At 69.9% G+C, this 14,724-nt stretch carries 15 protein-coding genes; 9 read left to right on the top strand and 6 right to left on the bottom strand.

The window, feature by feature from the left end; all coding sequences use genetic code 11:
• Window positions 1–225: 225 nt before the first annotated feature.
• Genes ACOFKW_RS02950 through ald form a run of 7 tightly spaced genes read left to right on the top strand, consistent with a single transcriptional unit; the run spans window position 226 to window position 7,827 of the window.
• The gene (locus ACOFKW_RS02950) at window positions 226–348 is read left to right on the top strand and encodes a hypothetical protein (RefSeq protein ID WP_419815865.1); all 123 of its coding nucleotides are present in this window, start codon (window positions 226–228) and stop codon (window positions 346–348) included.
• On the top strand, window positions 345–1,628 hold the full coding sequence (locus tag ACOFKW_RS02945; protein WP_419815864.1) for an NAD(P)/FAD-dependent oxidoreductase: 1,284 nt from the start codon (window positions 345–347) through the stop codon (window positions 1,626–1,628). Before ACOFKW_RS02950 ends, ACOFKW_RS02945 begins: the two co-directional genes overlap by 4 nt.
• The gene (locus ACOFKW_RS02940; protein WP_419815863.1) at window positions 1,625–3,151 is read left to right on the top strand and encodes an ABC transporter substrate-binding protein; all 1,527 of its coding nucleotides are present in this window, start codon (window positions 1,625–1,627) and stop codon (window positions 3,149–3,151) included. The genes ACOFKW_RS02945 and ACOFKW_RS02940 overlap by 4 nt, the downstream gene beginning before the upstream one ends.
• On the top strand, window positions 3,148–4,104 hold the full coding sequence (locus ACOFKW_RS02935; RefSeq protein WP_419815862.1) for an ABC transporter permease: 957 nt from the start codon (window positions 3,148–3,150) through the stop codon (window positions 4,102–4,104). The genes ACOFKW_RS02940 and ACOFKW_RS02935 overlap by 4 nt, the downstream gene beginning before the upstream one ends.
• Window positions 4,101–4,895 (top strand): ABC transporter permease, encoded by a 795-nt coding sequence (locus ACOFKW_RS02930; RefSeq protein WP_419815861.1) that lies wholly within the window; start codon window positions 4,101–4,103, stop codon window positions 4,893–4,895. Before ACOFKW_RS02935 ends, ACOFKW_RS02930 begins: the two co-directional genes overlap by 4 nt.
• Window positions 4,892–6,685, top strand: coding sequence for an ABC transporter ATP-binding protein (locus tag ACOFKW_RS02925; RefSeq protein ID WP_419815860.1), 1,794 nt, complete (start codon window positions 4,892–4,894; stop codon window positions 6,683–6,685). Before ACOFKW_RS02930 ends, ACOFKW_RS02925 begins: the two co-directional genes overlap by 4 nt.
• A gap of 26 nt (window positions 6,686–6,711) precedes the next feature.
• Window positions 6,712–7,827, top strand: coding sequence for an alanine dehydrogenase (gene ald, locus ACOFKW_RS02920; RefSeq protein WP_419815859.1), 1,116 nt, complete (start codon window positions 6,712–6,714; stop codon window positions 7,825–7,827).
• Window positions 7,828–7,873: 46 nt separating this feature from the next.
• Here the strand turns inward: ald and ACOFKW_RS02915 are convergent, their stop codons facing one another.
• Together ACOFKW_RS02915 and ACOFKW_RS02910 are read right to left on the bottom strand one after the other, a co-directional pair.
• Window positions 7,874–8,584 (bottom strand): cupin domain-containing protein, encoded by a 711-nt coding sequence (locus ACOFKW_RS02915; protein ID WP_419815858.1) that lies wholly within the window; start codon window positions 8,582–8,584, stop codon window positions 7,874–7,876.
• A 2-nt stretch (window positions 8,585–8,586) separates the two neighbouring features.
• On the bottom strand, window positions 8,587–9,255 hold the full coding sequence (locus ACOFKW_RS02910; protein ID WP_419815857.1) for a haloacid dehalogenase type II: 669 nt from the start codon (window positions 9,253–9,255) through the stop codon (window positions 8,587–8,589).
• Window positions 9,256–9,429: 174 nt separating this feature from the next.
• On the opposite strand from ACOFKW_RS02910, the gene copC reads away from it, so the two are divergent.
• A complete protein-coding gene (gene copC / locus ACOFKW_RS02905) occupies window positions 9,430–9,804 on the top strand; it encodes a copper homeostasis periplasmic binding protein CopC (protein ID WP_419815856.1) in 375 nt (124 codons plus the stop codon).
• Between the two features lie 3 nt (window positions 9,805–9,807).
• Window positions 9,808–10,692, top strand: coding sequence for a copper homeostasis membrane protein CopD (copD, locus tag ACOFKW_RS02900; RefSeq protein ID WP_419815855.1), 885 nt, complete (start codon window positions 9,808–9,810; stop codon window positions 10,690–10,692).
• On the opposite strand, the gene ACOFKW_RS02895 is transcribed toward copD, so the two are convergent.
• Genes ACOFKW_RS02895 through ACOFKW_RS02880 form a run of 4 tightly spaced genes read right to left on the bottom strand, consistent with a single transcriptional unit; the run spans window position 10,689 to window position 14,710 of the window.
• Window positions 10,689–12,116, bottom strand: a complete 1,428-nt coding sequence (locus tag ACOFKW_RS02895; protein WP_419815854.1) for an aldehyde dehydrogenase family protein — start codon at window positions 12,114–12,116, stop codon at window positions 10,689–10,691. The genes copD and ACOFKW_RS02895 overlap by 4 nt on opposite strands.
• A 47-nt stretch (window positions 12,117–12,163) precedes the next feature.
• Window positions 12,164–13,441, bottom strand: a complete 1,278-nt coding sequence (locus ACOFKW_RS02890; protein ID WP_419815853.1) for an NAD(P)/FAD-dependent oxidoreductase — start codon at window positions 13,439–13,441, stop codon at window positions 12,164–12,166.
• Window positions 13,438–13,824: a RidA family protein gene (locus ACOFKW_RS02885; RefSeq protein ID WP_419815852.1), complete on the bottom strand. Its 387-nt coding sequence runs from the start codon at window positions 13,822–13,824 to the stop codon at window positions 13,438–13,440. Before ACOFKW_RS02885 ends, ACOFKW_RS02890 begins: the two co-directional genes overlap by 4 nt.
• Window positions 13,825–13,849: 25 nt before the next feature.
• Window positions 13,850–14,710, bottom strand: a complete 861-nt coding sequence (locus ACOFKW_RS02880; protein ID WP_419815851.1) for a GNAT family N-acetyltransferase — start codon at window positions 14,708–14,710, stop codon at window positions 13,850–13,852.
• Between the last annotated feature and the right edge of the window lie 14 nt (window positions 14,711–14,724).

The following is a 14,724-nucleotide window of genomic DNA, read 5'->3' as shown; positions in this document are numbered from 1 at the left end:
ACGGTTTTCCTGCACCGTCGCCATGTGGAACTCACTCCCTCGTGTCCGCGGCAGCAGGTACACGCCATGCCGGGTAGTGTCAGGGATACAACTTGCGCCGCGACAACGGTGCCGCAAAGGCAATGCAGCGCAGGCCGATGTGGCCGAATTCGCCAAAAATCCGATAGAATGTACCGCACGGCCACGCTTAACATCTCATGATACGACATCGAAGAGGTGTGCTCCTTGGCCAAGATCGTCATCGTCGGCGCAAGTATCGCCGGGCTGTCCGCAGCCCGGTCGGCACGAGCGCATGGCCGTGACATCGCCCCGGCCGGGTCCGCAGCGTCACAGGCACCGGGCGCGTGAAGCTCGAGTCCTACTGGCTCGACACCATGCCTGCCGTGACCGGTCTCGCGACCGGGCCGCTGCCGGCGCGGGCTTCGGTCGTCGTCGTCGGTGGCGGGTTCACCGGGCTGGCGGCAGCGCGCGCGCTGGCGATGAAGGGCGAGGACGTCGTCGTGCTCGAGGCCGGGCGGATCGCGGGCGAGGCATCGGGGCGCAACGGCGGCCAGTGCAACAACGGCATCGCGGACGATTTCGGGGCGCTGTCGGCGCGCTTCGGCGCTGCGGCGGCGCGCGACCTGTACCGCAGCTTCGACGAAGGCGTCGACCGGGTCGAGGCGATCGTCGCCGAGGAGGCGATCGACTGCGACTTTGTCCGCACCGGCAAGCTCAAGCTCGCGTACACGCCCCAACACGCCGCCAAGTTCGCCGCCACTGCCGAGTTGCTCAAGCGCGAGGTCGAGCCCGACCTCCGCCTGCTGTCGCGCGACCAGCTCGGCGACGAGATTACGTCGGAGGCTTTCCACGGCGGCATCGTGTTTCCACGCAGCGCCGCCTTCCATCCGGCACGCTTCGCCGCGGGGCTGGCGGCGGCAGCGGCGCGGCGCGGTGCGCAGCTTTACCAGCATAGCCCGGTCACCGGCCTGAAGCCCCTCGGCGGCAAGCGTTTCCGGGTCGCCACCGCGCAGGGCTCGATCGACGCCGACCGCGTGCTGCTGGCTACGGGGGCGTGCAACAAGGGCGGCGGGTTGGGCTGGTTCCGCCGTCGGATCGTGCCAATCGGCAGCTTCATCATCGCCACGGAGCCGCTCGATGCCGGGGTGGTGCGCCGGATCATGCCGGGGCGGCGCAATTGCACGACGACCCGCAACCTCGGCAATTACTTCCGCCTGACCGCCGACGACCGCCTGATCTTCGGCGGCCGCGCGCGCTTTGCACTGTCCAGCCCGACCAGCGACGCCAAGAGCGGCGAGATCCTGCGCACGACGCTGGGCAACGTCTTCCCCGGCCTGCGCGACACCCCGATCGCGCATTGTTGGGGCGGCATCGTCGACATGACCGCCGACCGCCTGCCGCGCGCCGGGGAGCATGACGGGCTGTTCTACGCGATGGGCTTCAGCGGCCACGGCACCCAGCTTTCGGTGCTGATGGGCGAGCGCATGGCGCGCGTCGTCACCGGCGAGCCCGACGCCAACCCGCTGGCGGTGCTGCGCGACTGGCCTGCGATCCCCGGGCATTTCGGGTCGCCGTGGTTCCTGCCGCTGGTCGGTGCCTGGTACCGGCACCAGGACCGGATCGGATGATCGATCGCCGCGCCGCACTTCGCCTCGCCGCGGTCGGTGGTGCAGCCGTGCTGGCGGGGTGCAGCTTCTCGCCGCCCCGACCGCCGGTCAGGGGCGGGCGCCTGCGCGTCGCGGCGGCCGTCAGCTCGACCGCCGACACGCTCGACCCGGCGCGCCAGTTGACCTCGATCGACTATTGCCGCTGCGCGATGTTCTACAACGGCCTGACCCGGTTTACCGAGACGGCCACTGCCGAGCTGTCGCTGGCCGAGGCGATCGAGACGGTCGATGCCACCAACTGGACGATCAAGCTGCGCCCGGGCGTGCTGTTCCACGACGGGCGCCCGCTGACCTCGGCGGACGTGGTCTATTCGCTGCGCCGTCACGCCGACCCGGCGGTGGGCTCGCAGGGCAAGGCGTTTGCCGGCCAGTTCGCCGAGGTCCGGGCGGTTGGCCCCGACGTCGTCCGCATTGCGCTGACCGGCCCCTATGCCGACCTGCCGCTGTTGTTGGCGACCCCCTATTTCCTGATCCTGCGCGACGGCACCACCGACTTTCGCGCCGCCAACGGCACCGGCCCGTTCCGCTGCACCGAGTACCAGCCCGGCGTGCGCTCGATCGGGACGCGGTTCGAGGAATATTGGCGCGGCCCGGTCAAGCTCGGCGAGGTCGAGATGTTCTCGATCGCCGACGAGAGCGCCCGTTTGAATGCGCTGCTCGCGGGCGACGTCGACCTGATCAATGGCATCAACCCGCGGATCACCCGGCAGATCACGGCGCAGGGCTACCAGGTCTTCGAGACCAAGGGCGGCGGCTATACCGACCTTATCATCCGCCTCGACCAGTCGCCGGGCAGCAATCGGGATTTCGTCCTCGGCATGAAGTCGCTGATGGACCGCGAGACGATGCGCACCGCGATCTTCCGCGGCTTTGCGCGCGTCGGCAACGACCATCCGATCCCGCCGAGCAGCCCCTATTACGACGCCTCGCTGCCGCAGCGCCGCTTCGATCCCGACCTCGCGCGCTACCACTTCAAGAAGGCGAACCTGCTCGGCGCGACGATCCCGATGGTCACTTCGGTCGCGGCCGAGAAATCCGACGACATGGGCGTGCTGATGCAGGCCGCGGGGCGCCGCGCCGGGATCAACCTCGACATCGGGCGGGCGCCCGCCGACGGCTTCTGGTCCTCGGTTTGGATGAAGGTCCCGGTCGGCTTCGGCAACGTCAACTCGCGCCCGATCGCCGACATCGTCTTCACCCAGTTCTTCAAGTCCGATGCCTCGTGGAACGGGTCGGGCTGGCACAACGAGCGCTTCGACAAGCTCCTGCTGGCGGCCCGCGGCGAGACCGACGAGCCGCGCCGCAAGGCGATGTACGGCGAGATGCAGCGCCTCGTGCACGACCAGTCCGGCATCGGCATCCCGTTGTTCCTCAGCACCCTCGACGCGCACACGCCGCGGCTGAAGGGCATGCGGCCGATGCCCAACGGCGGCATGATGGGCTATGGCTTCGCCGAGCATGTCTGGCTGGAAGACCAGGCATGAACGCGCGGCTGGTCGGCATGATCGCGGCGCGGATCGGCAGCGCCCTGCTGACTATGGTGCTGGTCTCGATCGTCATCTTCGCGTTGTCGGGGCTGTTGTCGAGCGACGTCGCCGAGGCGATCCTGGGCCAGAGCGCGACGCCCGAGGCGGTCGCCGGGCTGCGCGCCGCGATGCACCTCGATCAGCCCGGCTGGCAGCGCTACCTCGGCTGGGCGACCGGTATCCTGTCGGGCGACCCGGGCAAGTCGCTGGTCAACGGCCTGCCGATCGCCGAGATGATCGGCCCGCGGCTGGCCAATTCGCTGCGGCTGGCGGGGATCACCGTGCTGATCTCGGTGCCGCTGGCGCTGACCATCGGCATCGTGCTGGCGATCAAGCGCGGCAGCTTGATCGACCGCGCCGTCAGCCTGACCATCATCGGCATCGTCTCGGTTCCCGATTTCGTCATCGCGACGCTGGCGGTGCTGCTGTTCGCGGTGACGCTGCACTGGCTGCCGGCGCTGTCGATGCGCCGCGAGTTCGAGAGTTTCGGCGAGATGGCGCGGACCTTCGCGCTGCCGGTGCTGAGCCTGTCGCTGCTGGTCGTCGCGCAGATGATCCGCATGACGCGCGCCGCGGTGATCTCGGCGATGACCACCTCCTATGCCGAGGCGGCGCTGCTGAAAGGGGCCAGTCCGACGCGCATCGTGCTGCGCCACGCGCTGCCCAACGCCGTCGGCCCGATCGCCAATGCGGTGGCGCTCAGCCTGTCGGTGCTGCTTGGCGGGGTCATCGTCGTCGAGATCATCTTCAACTATCCCGGCGTCGCCAAGCTGATGGTCGACGGCGTCGCGACGCGCGACATGCCGCTGGTGCAGACGATGGCGATGATCTTCTGCGGCACCTACCTGTTCCTGATCACCACCGCCGACATCGTCGCGATCCTGTGCAATCCGCGGCTGCGCAGCCGATGAGACGGCTCGGCCCCGGGGCGCTCGTGGCGCTGGCGATCATCGCGGCATGGGTCGTCATCGCGGCGACGGGGTCGTGGCTGGCACCGCATGGCTCGGGCGAGGTCGTCGATCTCGACGCATTCAACCCCGCCAGCCGGGCTTTCCCGCTCGGCACCGACTATCTTGGCCGCGACGTGCTCAGCCGGGTGCTCAACGCGGCGCGCTACACGGTCGGCATCGCCTTCGTCGCCGCCGCCATGGCGATGGTGACGGGGACATTGTTCGGCCTCGCCGCCGCGACCGGCACCTGGCTCGACATCATCCTCAGCCGCATCTTCGACACGATCCTGGCGATTCCGACGCTGATGTTCGGGCTGGTCGTCGTCGCGTCGCTGGGGCCGTCGATCCCGGTGCTGATCGGCACGCTGGCGGTGGTCTATACCCCCGGCGCCTTCCGTACCGCGCGCGCCCTGGCGATGAACGTCGCGGCACTGGACTTCGTCACCGTCGCGCGGGCGCGGGGCGAGCGCCTGCCGCATATCGTCGTGCGCGAGATCCTGCCCAATGTCGTCGTGCCGCTGGCCGCCGACTTCGGCGTGCGCTTCGTGCTGGTCGTGCTGCTGCTGTCGGGGCTGAGCTTCCTCGGCGTCGGCGTCCAGCCGCCCGAGGCGGACCTGGGTTCTCTGGTCCGCGAGAACGTCGCCGGGCTGGGCTTCGGGTCGCTGGCAGTGCTGTTCCCGGCGCTGGCGATCGCCTCGCTGACGGTCAGCGTCAACCTGCTGATCGACAGCGTCTCGGCGAAACGGCGATGACCGGGCCGCTCGTCCGCGTCGAGGGGCTGCGGGTCACCGTCGGCGATCATCCGATCGTCGATGCCGTCGATTTCACCGTCGCACCGGGCGAGGTGCTCGCGCTGATCGGCGAGTCCGGATCGGGCAAGACGACGATCGCGCTGACGCTGCTCGGCTATGCCCGCTCCGGCGCCGAGATCTCGGGCGGCACCATCGAGGTCGCCGGGCATCGCCTCGACCAGCTCGGCGAGCCGGCGTTGCGCAAGCTGCGCGGGCGGGTGATGGCCTATGTCGCACAAAGTGCGGCGGCGGCATTCAACCCGTCGCTGCGCATCATGCAGCAGGTCATCGAGCCGGCGCTGATCCACGGCACCGCGACGCGACCCGAGGCGGAGGCGAAGGCGCGCGCGCTGTTCCGCGCGCTGGCACTGCCCGACCCCGACCATGTCGGCGACCGGTATCCGCACCAGGTCTCGGGCGGCCAGCTGCAGCGGCTGATGGCGGCGATGGCGCTGATCACCGACCCGGCGCTGGTGATCTTCGACGAGCCGACGACGGCGCTCGACGTGACGACGCAGATCGAGGTGCTGCAGGCGTTCAAGGCGGTGATCCGCGAGCGTGGCACGACGGCGGTCTATGTCAGCCACGACCTTGCCGTCGTCGCCCAGATCGCCGACCACATCGTCGTCCTGCGCGGCGGCAAGATCCAGGAGCAGGGCGCGACCGAGGCGATCCTCAGCATCCCGGCGCACCCGTACAGCCAGCAACTTGTCGCCGCCGCCGCACCGCGCCAGGCTTCGACAGGGCTGGCGTCCACCCAGACGCCAGGCGAGCCGCCGCTACTGGAGATCCGCAACGTCGTCGCCGGCTATGGCGGCGTCGACCGCAACGGCGACCCCCGCCAGACCATCGTCGACGACGTCAGCCTGAGCATCCGTCGCGGCCAGTTCCTCGGCGTCATCGGCGAGTCGGGTTGCGGCAAGAGTACGCTGGCGCGCGTCATCGCCGGGCTGCACCCCGCGGCCCGGGGCAGTCTTGCGCTCGACGGCAACGTCCTGCCACGCACCATCGCCGAGCGTAGCCGCGAACAGCTCCGCCGCATCCAGATCGTCTTTCAAAGCGCCGACACCGCGCTCAACCCCGCGACCACCATCGCCGCCGCGATCGGCCGGCCGCTGACCTTCTTCCACGGCCTCAAAGGCGCCGCGCTCGACACCGAGATCGCCCGGCTGCTCGACATCGTGCGGCTTCCCGCCGGCATCGCGTCGCGGCGGCCGGGCGAATTGTCGGGCGGGCAGAAGCAGCGCGTCAATCTTGGCCGGGCGCTGGCGGCGCGGCCCGACGTCATCCTGTGCGACGAGGTCACCTCGGCCCTCGATCCCGTCGTCGCCGAGGCGGTGCTCGACCTGCTGCTCGAACTGCGCCGCGAACTCGGTCTCGCGGTGATGTTCATCAGCCATGACATCGAGACGGTGCGAGCCATCTCGGACGAGCTGATGGTGCTGTATTCGGGCCAGAAGGTCGATCACGGCACGCGCGCCATCCTGTTGCAACCGCCGCACCATCCCTATGCCCGGCTGCTTGCCGCGTCGGTGCCGAACCTGCGCGTCGGCTGGCTCGACGAGACCTGCAGCGGCAGCCGCGGTGCGGTGCGCAATGCCGGCGGCACGGCCGGCTGCCGCTTTTATCCACGCTGCGACCTTGCCTTGCCCGGCCTATGCGACACGACGCCGCCGCCGCGGCGCGTCCATGGCGGACGCGAGATCGCCTGCCACCGCAGCATCGAGGATCTCGTCGCCGCCGGCGACTGAACCGTTTCAAACGAAAGCGAACTGATATGAAGATTGGCGTCCCCAAGGAGATCAAGTCCGACGAGTACCGTGTCGGCCTCACGCCCGGCGGCGTCCGCGAATATGTCGCGGCGAGGCACCAGGTGCTCGTCCAGACCGGCGCTGGCCACGGCATCGGTGCCGATGATGCCGCCTATGTCGCCGCGGGTGCCGTGATCGCCGCCGATGCCGCCGAGGTGTTCGCCGGCGCCGAGATGGTGGTCAAGGTCAAGGAGCCGCAGCCTGCCGAATGGGCGCGGCTGCGCGAGGGGCAGATCCTGTTTACCTACCTCCACCTCGCGCCCGACCCCGAGCAGACCAGGGGACTCCTCGCCTCGGGCTGCACCGCCATCGCCTATGAGACGGTACACGACCGCAACGGCGCGCTGCCCCTGCTCGCGCCGATGAGCGAGGTCGCTGGCCGGCTGTCGATCGAGGCGGCGGGCGCGGCGCTGAAAAGTCCCGCAGGCGGTCGCGGGCTGTTGCTCGGCGGGGTCCCCGGCGTTCCGGCGGCACGCGTCGTCATCCTGGGGGGCGGCGTCGTCGGCACCCATGCGGCGCGCATGGCGGTCGGGCTGGGCGCCGAGGTGACGATCGTCGATCGCTCGATCCCGCGGCTGCGTGAAATCGACGAGATGTTCGGTGGCCGGGTCCGTACCCGTGTCTCGACGATCGAGGCGATCGAGCAGGAGATCATCGCGGCGGATGCGGTGATCGGTGCCGTGCTGGTCCCCGGTGCCTCGGCGCCGCGGCTGGTGACGCGGGCGATGCTCGGCCTGATGAAGCCGCGCGCGGTGCTCGTCGATGTCGCCATCGACCAGGGCGGTTGCTTCGAGACCAGCCACGCCACCACCCATGCCGACCCGACCTATGAGGTCGACGGCGTCATCCATTACTGCGTCGCCAACATGCCGGGATCGGTGCCGCTGACCTCCAGCCAAGCGCTGGTCAATGCGACGCTGCCCTATGGACTGGCGATCGCGCGCGACGGGCTGGCGGCGCTGGCGGCCGACCCGGGACTGCTGGCAGGGCTGAACGTCATCGGCGGCCGGCTGGTCAACCGCGCGGTCGGCGAGAGCCTCGGGATCGAGTGGAGCGAAGCCTCGCTGGCGATCGCGGCCTGACCGGCGGCGTCGCGGCCCCGCATGGTGCCGCGACGCTCGTCCCAGCTTATGCGGTCGCGACCTTGGGGCGGTAGATCGCGTAGACCTTGGCGCAATTCTCCTCGCTGAGCCACGAGGCACGCGTTCCCTGGACGACGACGAAGACGTCACCCTTGCTGAACGTCGCGCGGCGGCCGTCGACGGCGTCCTCGAACGTCACCGAACCCTCGAGAAGGTGCATCAGCTCGTAATGCGGATAGTCCATCGCCGCGCGGTGATAGGGCGTCGAGTCCCAGACCCCGGCCATGAACTCGCCGCTCGCCGACAGATAGTCGGTGTGGTTGCGGCACGACGGGGTATCGCCGATCAGCAGCGCGGCGGACGGCGGGTTCGACGAGACCAGCGTCGCGACCTTGTCGATCCGCACGACCTTGCTGCTGCCCGGTGCACCGCTGTCGCAGCGGACGACGATCGCGGTGGTGCCGGGCGCCGCCGACCAGTCGAACGTCAGGCCGGCGGGAACCACGATGCTGTCGTCGACAGCCGCCTTCGTGCCATCGACCGTCAGCGCGCCGGCAAGCACGATGACGAATTCGTCGGCGGCCAGCGCCTCGACGCGGCCGGTCCCGCCATCGAGGGTCAGGACCGCGACCGCGACGACGCCTTCCGGCACCGGCAGCAGCCGCCGCGCGCTGAGATAGCGGTCGCCGGTCTCGGTGGTCGGCACGCCCGCCGCGGCATCGGCGGCGAAGGCGCGCAGGTCGACGAAGCTCGGCATGCTCACAGCCCGACCAGCGCGGCGAGGCCGGCGATGTTGGGCACCTCGTTCACCTGGTAATAGCTGTTCAGCGGCTCGTGGCCGCGATTGACGAAGGCCTTGTTTTTAATGCCCATGTCATGGGCGGTCATCAGGTCGTAGCGGAAGCTGGAAGAGACGTGCAGCACGTCCTCGGGCCCGCAGCCGAGCTTGTCGAACATGTATTCGAACGCCTGCATCCGCGGCTTATAGGCCTGCGCCTCCTCGGCGGTATAAGCCGCGTGGAACGGCGTCCGCAGGTTGGTGACGCTGTACGGGATCAGGTCGATCATCGAGTTCGACAGGATGACCAGCGGGTATTCGGCGGCGATGCGCTGCAGCGGCTCGACGACGTCGGGATGCGGCTGCCACGTCGGGATCGCGGCATAGACCACGACCGTGTCGCTGTCGCGGTACGGGACCCGCCACTTGGCGCAGGTGCGGCGCAGCGCGCCCTCGACGACGTCCTTGTAGGGCTTCCAGGCGCCGAGCACCTCGTCCAGCCGATAGCTGGAGAAATCGGCGATGAAGCCGTCCATGTCGGCCGCCGCGACCCGGTCGGCGTAGAGTACGCGCGCCACCGGTGCCATCTCGAAATAGATCAGCGTCCCATAGCAATCGAAGGTGATGTACTTTGGTCGAAGTGACGCCATCGCCGGTCTCCAGATGCGTATTGCCGGCTCAGTCTAGCCGAGGCGGCAGGCGGGCGCCGGGCCGAAAATCTGCGGCTAAGGGGAGATCGTGCCGTTTGCGTAGACAGCCTTGGTAGCCTCTGCCGTGACGTCTCGCGATGATGCGGGGTCAGGCCCAGAACCGGAGTCAGTTCGATGAAATCATATGTTCATGCCATGATTGCGGCGGCGTTGCTGTCCGCCGCGCCCGTACTCGCCCACCCCAAGGTCGCTTCGGCCACGCCGGCCGCGGGTGCCACCGTCGCCGCGCCCGCGACGATCGAGCTGCACCTGACCGAGACGCTGATGCCCAAGCTGTCGGGTGCGACGCTGACCATGACCGGGATGCCGGGCATGGCCGACCACCCGCCGATGCCGATCAAGTCGACCTCCAGAATCGGCAGCGACGGCAAGACGCTGATGGTCGTTCCCAAGTCCAAGCTGGCGGCGGGCAGCTACCGCGTCGACTGGCACGTCGTCTCGTCGGACACGCACCGGGTCACCGGGACGCACGACTTCACCGTCCAGTAACCGGTGGGCGGCGATGCCATCGTCGTCGCGCGGGGGCTGCTGTACGCGCTCGCGCTGATGCCATTCGGCCTCGCCGCCTTCGGGCTCTATTCACCCGCCGGCAGCCTGTCGCGGTCGTCGGGCTGGATCCCGTACCGCGGCTTGCTGGCGGGCGCGACGCTGGCCGGGGTCGTCGTCGCAGTGGCGGCGCTGGCGTTGCTGGTCGCCGAGATGGCGGGCACGACGGTCGCTGGGATCGATGCCGAGACGGCGCGCTTCGTGGTCGCGGAGACGCTGCCCGGCAAAGCCGGCGTCGTGCGCATCGCCATGCTCGGCATCGGCTTCGCCGCATCGCTGTTCGCGCCGCGACGCGCCGCGCTGGCGGTGGTCGTCATCGCGACCGCGGTCGCCGTCGCGACGCTGGCGTGGAACGGGCACGGCGCGATGACCGACGGGGCGTTGCGCTGGCTGCACCTCGGCGCCGATATCGCGCATCTGTGGGCGGCGGGGCTGTGGCTGGGGGCGCTGGCCGGGCTGGTGCTGCTCGTCTGCCGCGGCGCCGGGCTGCCCGGGCGGATCGCGACGACGCGGCGTGCGCTGGCTCAATTTGCCGGCGTCGGCACGGCGATCGTCGTCGTGCTGGTGGCGACCGGCATCGTCAACACGCTGATGATCATCGGGGTCGACGACCTGCCCGGGGCGCTGGGCCGGCCCTATGCCCGCCTGCTGGTCGTCAAGCTGCTGGCGTTCGGCGCGATGCTCGGGCTGGCGGCGCTGAACCGCTTCCGGCTGACGCCGCGCCTGGCTTCGGGCAGCCTTGCGGCCCTGCGCCTCAGCCTGGCGGTGGAGACCGCCAGCCTGCTGCTGATCCTGGCGATCGTCGCCCGGCTCGGCACGATGGAGCCCTAGCCGCCGACGATCGCCTTGGTCTCGAGATACTCCTCGAAGCCGTGGACGCCGTATTCGCGACCGTTGCCCGACTGCTTGTAGCCACCGAACGGCGCGTGCCCGTTCCACGCCGGATAGTTGATGTGGACCTGCCCGGCGCGGATCTGCCCGGCGACGCGGCGCGCTCGCCCGGGTTTACCCGATTGCAGGTGCGCGCCCAGCCCGTAGACCGTGTCGTTGGCGATCGCGATGGCCTCCGCCTCGTCGCGATAGGGGATGATGCACAGCACCGGCCCGAAGATCTCCTCGCGCGCGATCCGCATGCCCGGCGTCACGTCGGAAAAGATCGTCGGCCGCACGAACAGCCCGTGGTCCAGCCCCTGTGGCCGGCCGAGCCCGCCGCAGACCAGCCTGCCACCATCGTCGATGCCCGCGGCGATCATCGCCTGGACACGGCCGAACTGCGCGGCGTTGGCGATCGGGCCCATGCCGGTCGCGGCATCGCGCGGATCGCCGACGCAGATGCCTGCCGCCGCTGTGGCCGCCAGTTGCTCGACCTCGGCCAGTCGCTCGATCGGCACCAGGATGCGCGTCGGCGCGCTGCACGACTGGCCGACGTTGCGCATCCCCGCCAGCACCGCCTTGGCGACGCCGCCGGCAAAGTCCGCATCGTCGAGGAACAGGTTGGGCGATTTCCCGCCCAGCTCCTGGACGACGCGCTTGACGGTGACCGCCGCGGCCTGCGCCACCAGCACGCCGGCGCGCGTCGATCCGGTGATCGAGATCATGTCGACATCGGGGTGCGCCGCGATTGCCGCGCCGACCGCCTCGCCGGTGCCGTTGACCAGGTTGAACACGCCGGGCGGCACCCCCGCGTCATGCATCAGCTGCGCGAACAGCAGCGCGCTGAACGGCGACAGCTCGCTGGGTTTCAGGACCACGGTGCAGCCCGCCGCAATCGCCGGGGCGACCTTGGCGGTGATCTGGTACAGTGGCCAGTTCCACGGCGTGATCAGCCCGCAGACGCCGATCGGCTCCTTGACGATCGCCAGCGCGCCGTCCTGCCGGGCGAACTCATAGGGTTGCAGCACCTCGATCTGGACCCGGACATGGGCGATGGCGAACGGCACCTGCGAGGCGCGGGCAAAGCTGATCGCCGCGCCCATCTCGGTGACCAGCGCCTGGGCGAAGACCTCCGCCCGCTCCTCCAGCAACGCCGCGATGCGCTCCAGCAGCGCCAGCCGGTCGGCGACCGTGGCCTCCGAGAAGGTCGCGAAGGCCCGCCGCGCCGCTGCGACTGCCCGGTCGACATCCTGCGCGTCGCCCGCCGCGATCTGCCCGACCACCGCCTCGGTCGTCGGATCGACCACCGCGATCCGCCCGGGCGTGGACGCCGCCACCCAGCGACCGTCGATGTAATGGCTGGTCTGGTTCTGGGGAGACACGATCGAATCCTATCCTGCTGGGGCTGCCGGCACCGTGCGAAGTCCGCCTAGCTGACGCGGTCGCGGTAGCGGTAATAGGCGCCGACGATCGGCAGGAACCACGGCTTGCCGAAATGTCCCGGGATCGCCGGCCAGTCGAAGTCGCGCCACGGGTTGAGCTCCGCCCGGCCGTCGAGCACGTCGGCCATGATCGCCCCCATGTAGGTCGACATCTGGGTGCCGTGGCCGCTGTAGCCCATCGAGTAGAAGACGCCGTCGCGTTCCCCGGCGCGCGGCAGGCGATTGGCGGTCATGTCGACCATCCCGCCCCAGCAATAATCGATCCGCGTGTCGGCCAACTCGGGGAAAGTCTCGACCAGCGACATGCGCAGCATTTCGCCGCTTTTGGCGTCGGAGGCCGGGCTCGATGCGGCGAACCGCGCGCGACCGCCGAACAGCAGGCGGTTGTCGGGCGTGACGCGGAAGTAATGGACGAAGTTGCGGGTGTTCACCGTCATTCGCCGCCGCGGCGTCAGGCGGTCGAGCAGCTCGACCGGCAGCGGCTCGGTGACGATGATGAACGCCCCGACCGGCACGATCCGGCGGCGGAACCAGCCGAGCGGACCGATCGCCGAGGTGCCCGTCGCCAGCAGTACCTGTCGCGCCCGCACGCTGCCGCCGGGGGTGCGAACCTCGTGCGCCGCGCCGGTCAGCCGCTTCAGCCCGACGACGGGCGCGTTCTCGTGGATCCGCACGCCGCGCCGGACCGCTGCGGCTGCCAGCCCCTGGCCATAGCGCCCGACGTGCATGCCGGCGCTTTTCCCGAACAGCAGCCCGCCGAAGAACTGGTCGGAGCCGACTTCCTCGTGCAGGTCGCCGCGCGGGATCATGCGCGTGTCGGTATCGACGCCCTCGGCCAGCAGCGCCTGCGAGCGCACCAGCTTGTCGTAATGCTCGGGCTTGGCCGCCAGCTTGAGCTTGCCGACGCGCTTGAAGCTGCAGTCGATGGCTTCCTCTTCGATGATCGATTCGACCTTGTCGACCGCGGCGTCGAAGGCGCGGTACAGCAGGTCCGCCCGCGGCCGGCCGATGGTGGTCGACAGGCCGTAATAGTCCTGCGCGAAGCCGTTGTTACACATGCCGCCGTTGCGACCCGAGGCGGCGTTGCCGACGAGCCCGGCCTCCAGCACCGCGACCGAGGCACCGCGCTTGGCGAGGGCGATCGCCGCCGACAGCCCGGTGAAGCCCGCGCCGACGACCGCGACATCGACATCGCCCTGCGGCGGCCCGGCCTCCCCGGGGCCGAACCGGGGCGCGGTGTCGAGCCAGTAGGACATCAGCTTCATCGGGGTGCAGCGACGCTGGCGATGCCGTCGATCTCGATCAGATAGCCGTAGTGAAGCTCAGGGACAGGCACGACGGTGCGCGCCGGCCGGGCGTCGCCCATGACCTCGGCATAGACCGCGTTGAAGCGCGGCCAGTTGGCGACATCGACGATATAGGCGGTGACCTTGAGCAGGTCCGCTGGCCCGGCACCCGAAACGCGCAGCGCGGCGAGCAAATTTGCCAGCGCCTGGCGCACCTGGTCCTCGAACGGCAGGCCGGCGGTGTGCGTGCCGTCGGGACGCACGCCGAGCTGGCCCGAGGTGAACACCAGCTCGCCCGAACGGACGCTGTGGGTGTAATGGCCGCCGGGCGGTGACAGTGCGGGCTCGCGGGTCTCGGTCATGATCGGTCCTGTGAAATGCGGCGGCTCAGCCGAGCGACTGGTTCGACAGCGCGAACAGGCGGGTGGCGGTCGCCGGCGCGGGCAGGGTGCCGCGGACCATCGCCACCACGCCGTCGACGCCGGGCAGCCCGATCGTCTCCAGCCAGGGCGACAGGCCACTATTCCCGGTCACGTCGATGCGGACGAAGGTGCCCCGGTGCCGGGCTGCGAGCGCGGCGATCAGCGCCTTGGCATCGTCGTCCCCGCCAGCGACGACGGGGCCGATGACGACGCCGCGGCCGAAGTCGCGGACGCAGGCATAGCCTTCGACGCCGTTGCCGCGATCGAGCACCACCACCGAGCCGGTGGTGAACAGCGCGCCCAGCAGGTCGCCGCGGTCCATCCGCGCGGCGGCCCGGTCGAGGCTGCGCACCGCGGCGGCGTCGCCGGCGGCCATGTCGCGGACGACCGCCAAATCGGGCTCGGCTGCGGAGTCGGCGGCAAGGACGGCCTGATGCTGGCGGACCTGCCCATAAGGCACGAAGCCGAGCCGGGTGTAGAGGCGCTGACCCTCTCGCGTCGAATTGAGGATGACCGTGCGGTCGCCGATGTCGGCGAGCACCCGGTCCATGATCGCGGCGCCGATGCCCCGGCCCTGCAGGCGCGGATCGACGATGACCATGCCGCACGAGGCGAAACCCTCGCCGTACGGCCACCAGAAGCCGGTGGCGACCAGCCGGCCGTCCTGCACCGCGGCGATGCCGCGACCGAGCGACAGTGCGAAGCGCCAGTCGGCATCGCGGTACGGCCAGCCGAGCCCGGACGACAACGCGACGGCCTCGGTGATGTGGCCGCTCCCGAACGGAATTAGCACCACCGCCGGCGCATCGGCAGCGGCATCGATCACGGGCGCCGGAACGG

Source organism: Glacieibacterium sp., assembly GCF_965200405.1.
In the GTDB taxonomy this organism is placed as follows: Bacteria; Pseudomonadota; Alphaproteobacteria; order Sphingomonadales; family Sphingomonadaceae; genus Glacieibacterium.
This window is presented reverse-complemented; position numbering and strand designations above follow the sequence as displayed.

What these genes read in the sequence shown, in the direction of transcription:
- ACOFKW_RS02930 (WP_419815861.1), top strand. Translation starts at nt 4,101, where the DNA reads ATGAGACGGCTCGGCCCCGGGGCGCTCGTGGCGCTGGCGATCATCGCG.
- ald (WP_419815859.1), top strand. Translation starts at nt 6,712, where the DNA reads ATGAAGATTGGCGTCCCCAAGGAGATCAAGTCCGACGAGTACCGTGTC.
- ACOFKW_RS02915 (WP_419815858.1), bottom strand. Translation starts at nt 8,584, where the DNA reads ATGCCGAGCTTCGTCGACCTGCGCGCCTTCGCCGCCGATGCCGCGGCG.
- ACOFKW_RS02910 (WP_419815857.1), bottom strand. Translation starts at nt 9,255, where the DNA reads ATGGCGTCACTTCGACCAAAGTACATCACCTTCGATTGCTATGGGACG.
- ACOFKW_RS02935 (WP_419815862.1), top strand. Translation starts at nt 3,148, where the DNA reads ATGAACGCGCGGCTGGTCGGCATGATCGCGGCGCGGATCGGCAGCGCC.
- ACOFKW_RS02885 (WP_419815852.1), bottom strand. Translation starts at nt 13,824, where the DNA reads ATGACCGAGACCCGCGAGCCCGCACTGTCACCGCCCGGCGGCCATTAC.
- copC (WP_419815856.1), top strand. Translation starts at nt 9,430, where the DNA reads ATGAAATCATATGTTCATGCCATGATTGCGGCGGCGTTGCTGTCCGCC.
- ACOFKW_RS02890 (WP_419815853.1), bottom strand. Translation starts at nt 13,441, where the DNA reads ATGAAGCTGATGTCCTACTGGCTCGACACCGCGCCCCGGTTCGGCCCC.
- ACOFKW_RS02925 (WP_419815860.1), top strand. Translation starts at nt 4,892, where the DNA reads ATGACCGGGCCGCTCGTCCGCGTCGAGGGGCTGCGGGTCACCGTCGGC.
- ACOFKW_RS02940 (WP_419815863.1), top strand. Translation starts at nt 1,625, where the DNA reads ATGATCGATCGCCGCGCCGCACTTCGCCTCGCCGCGGTCGGTGGTGCA.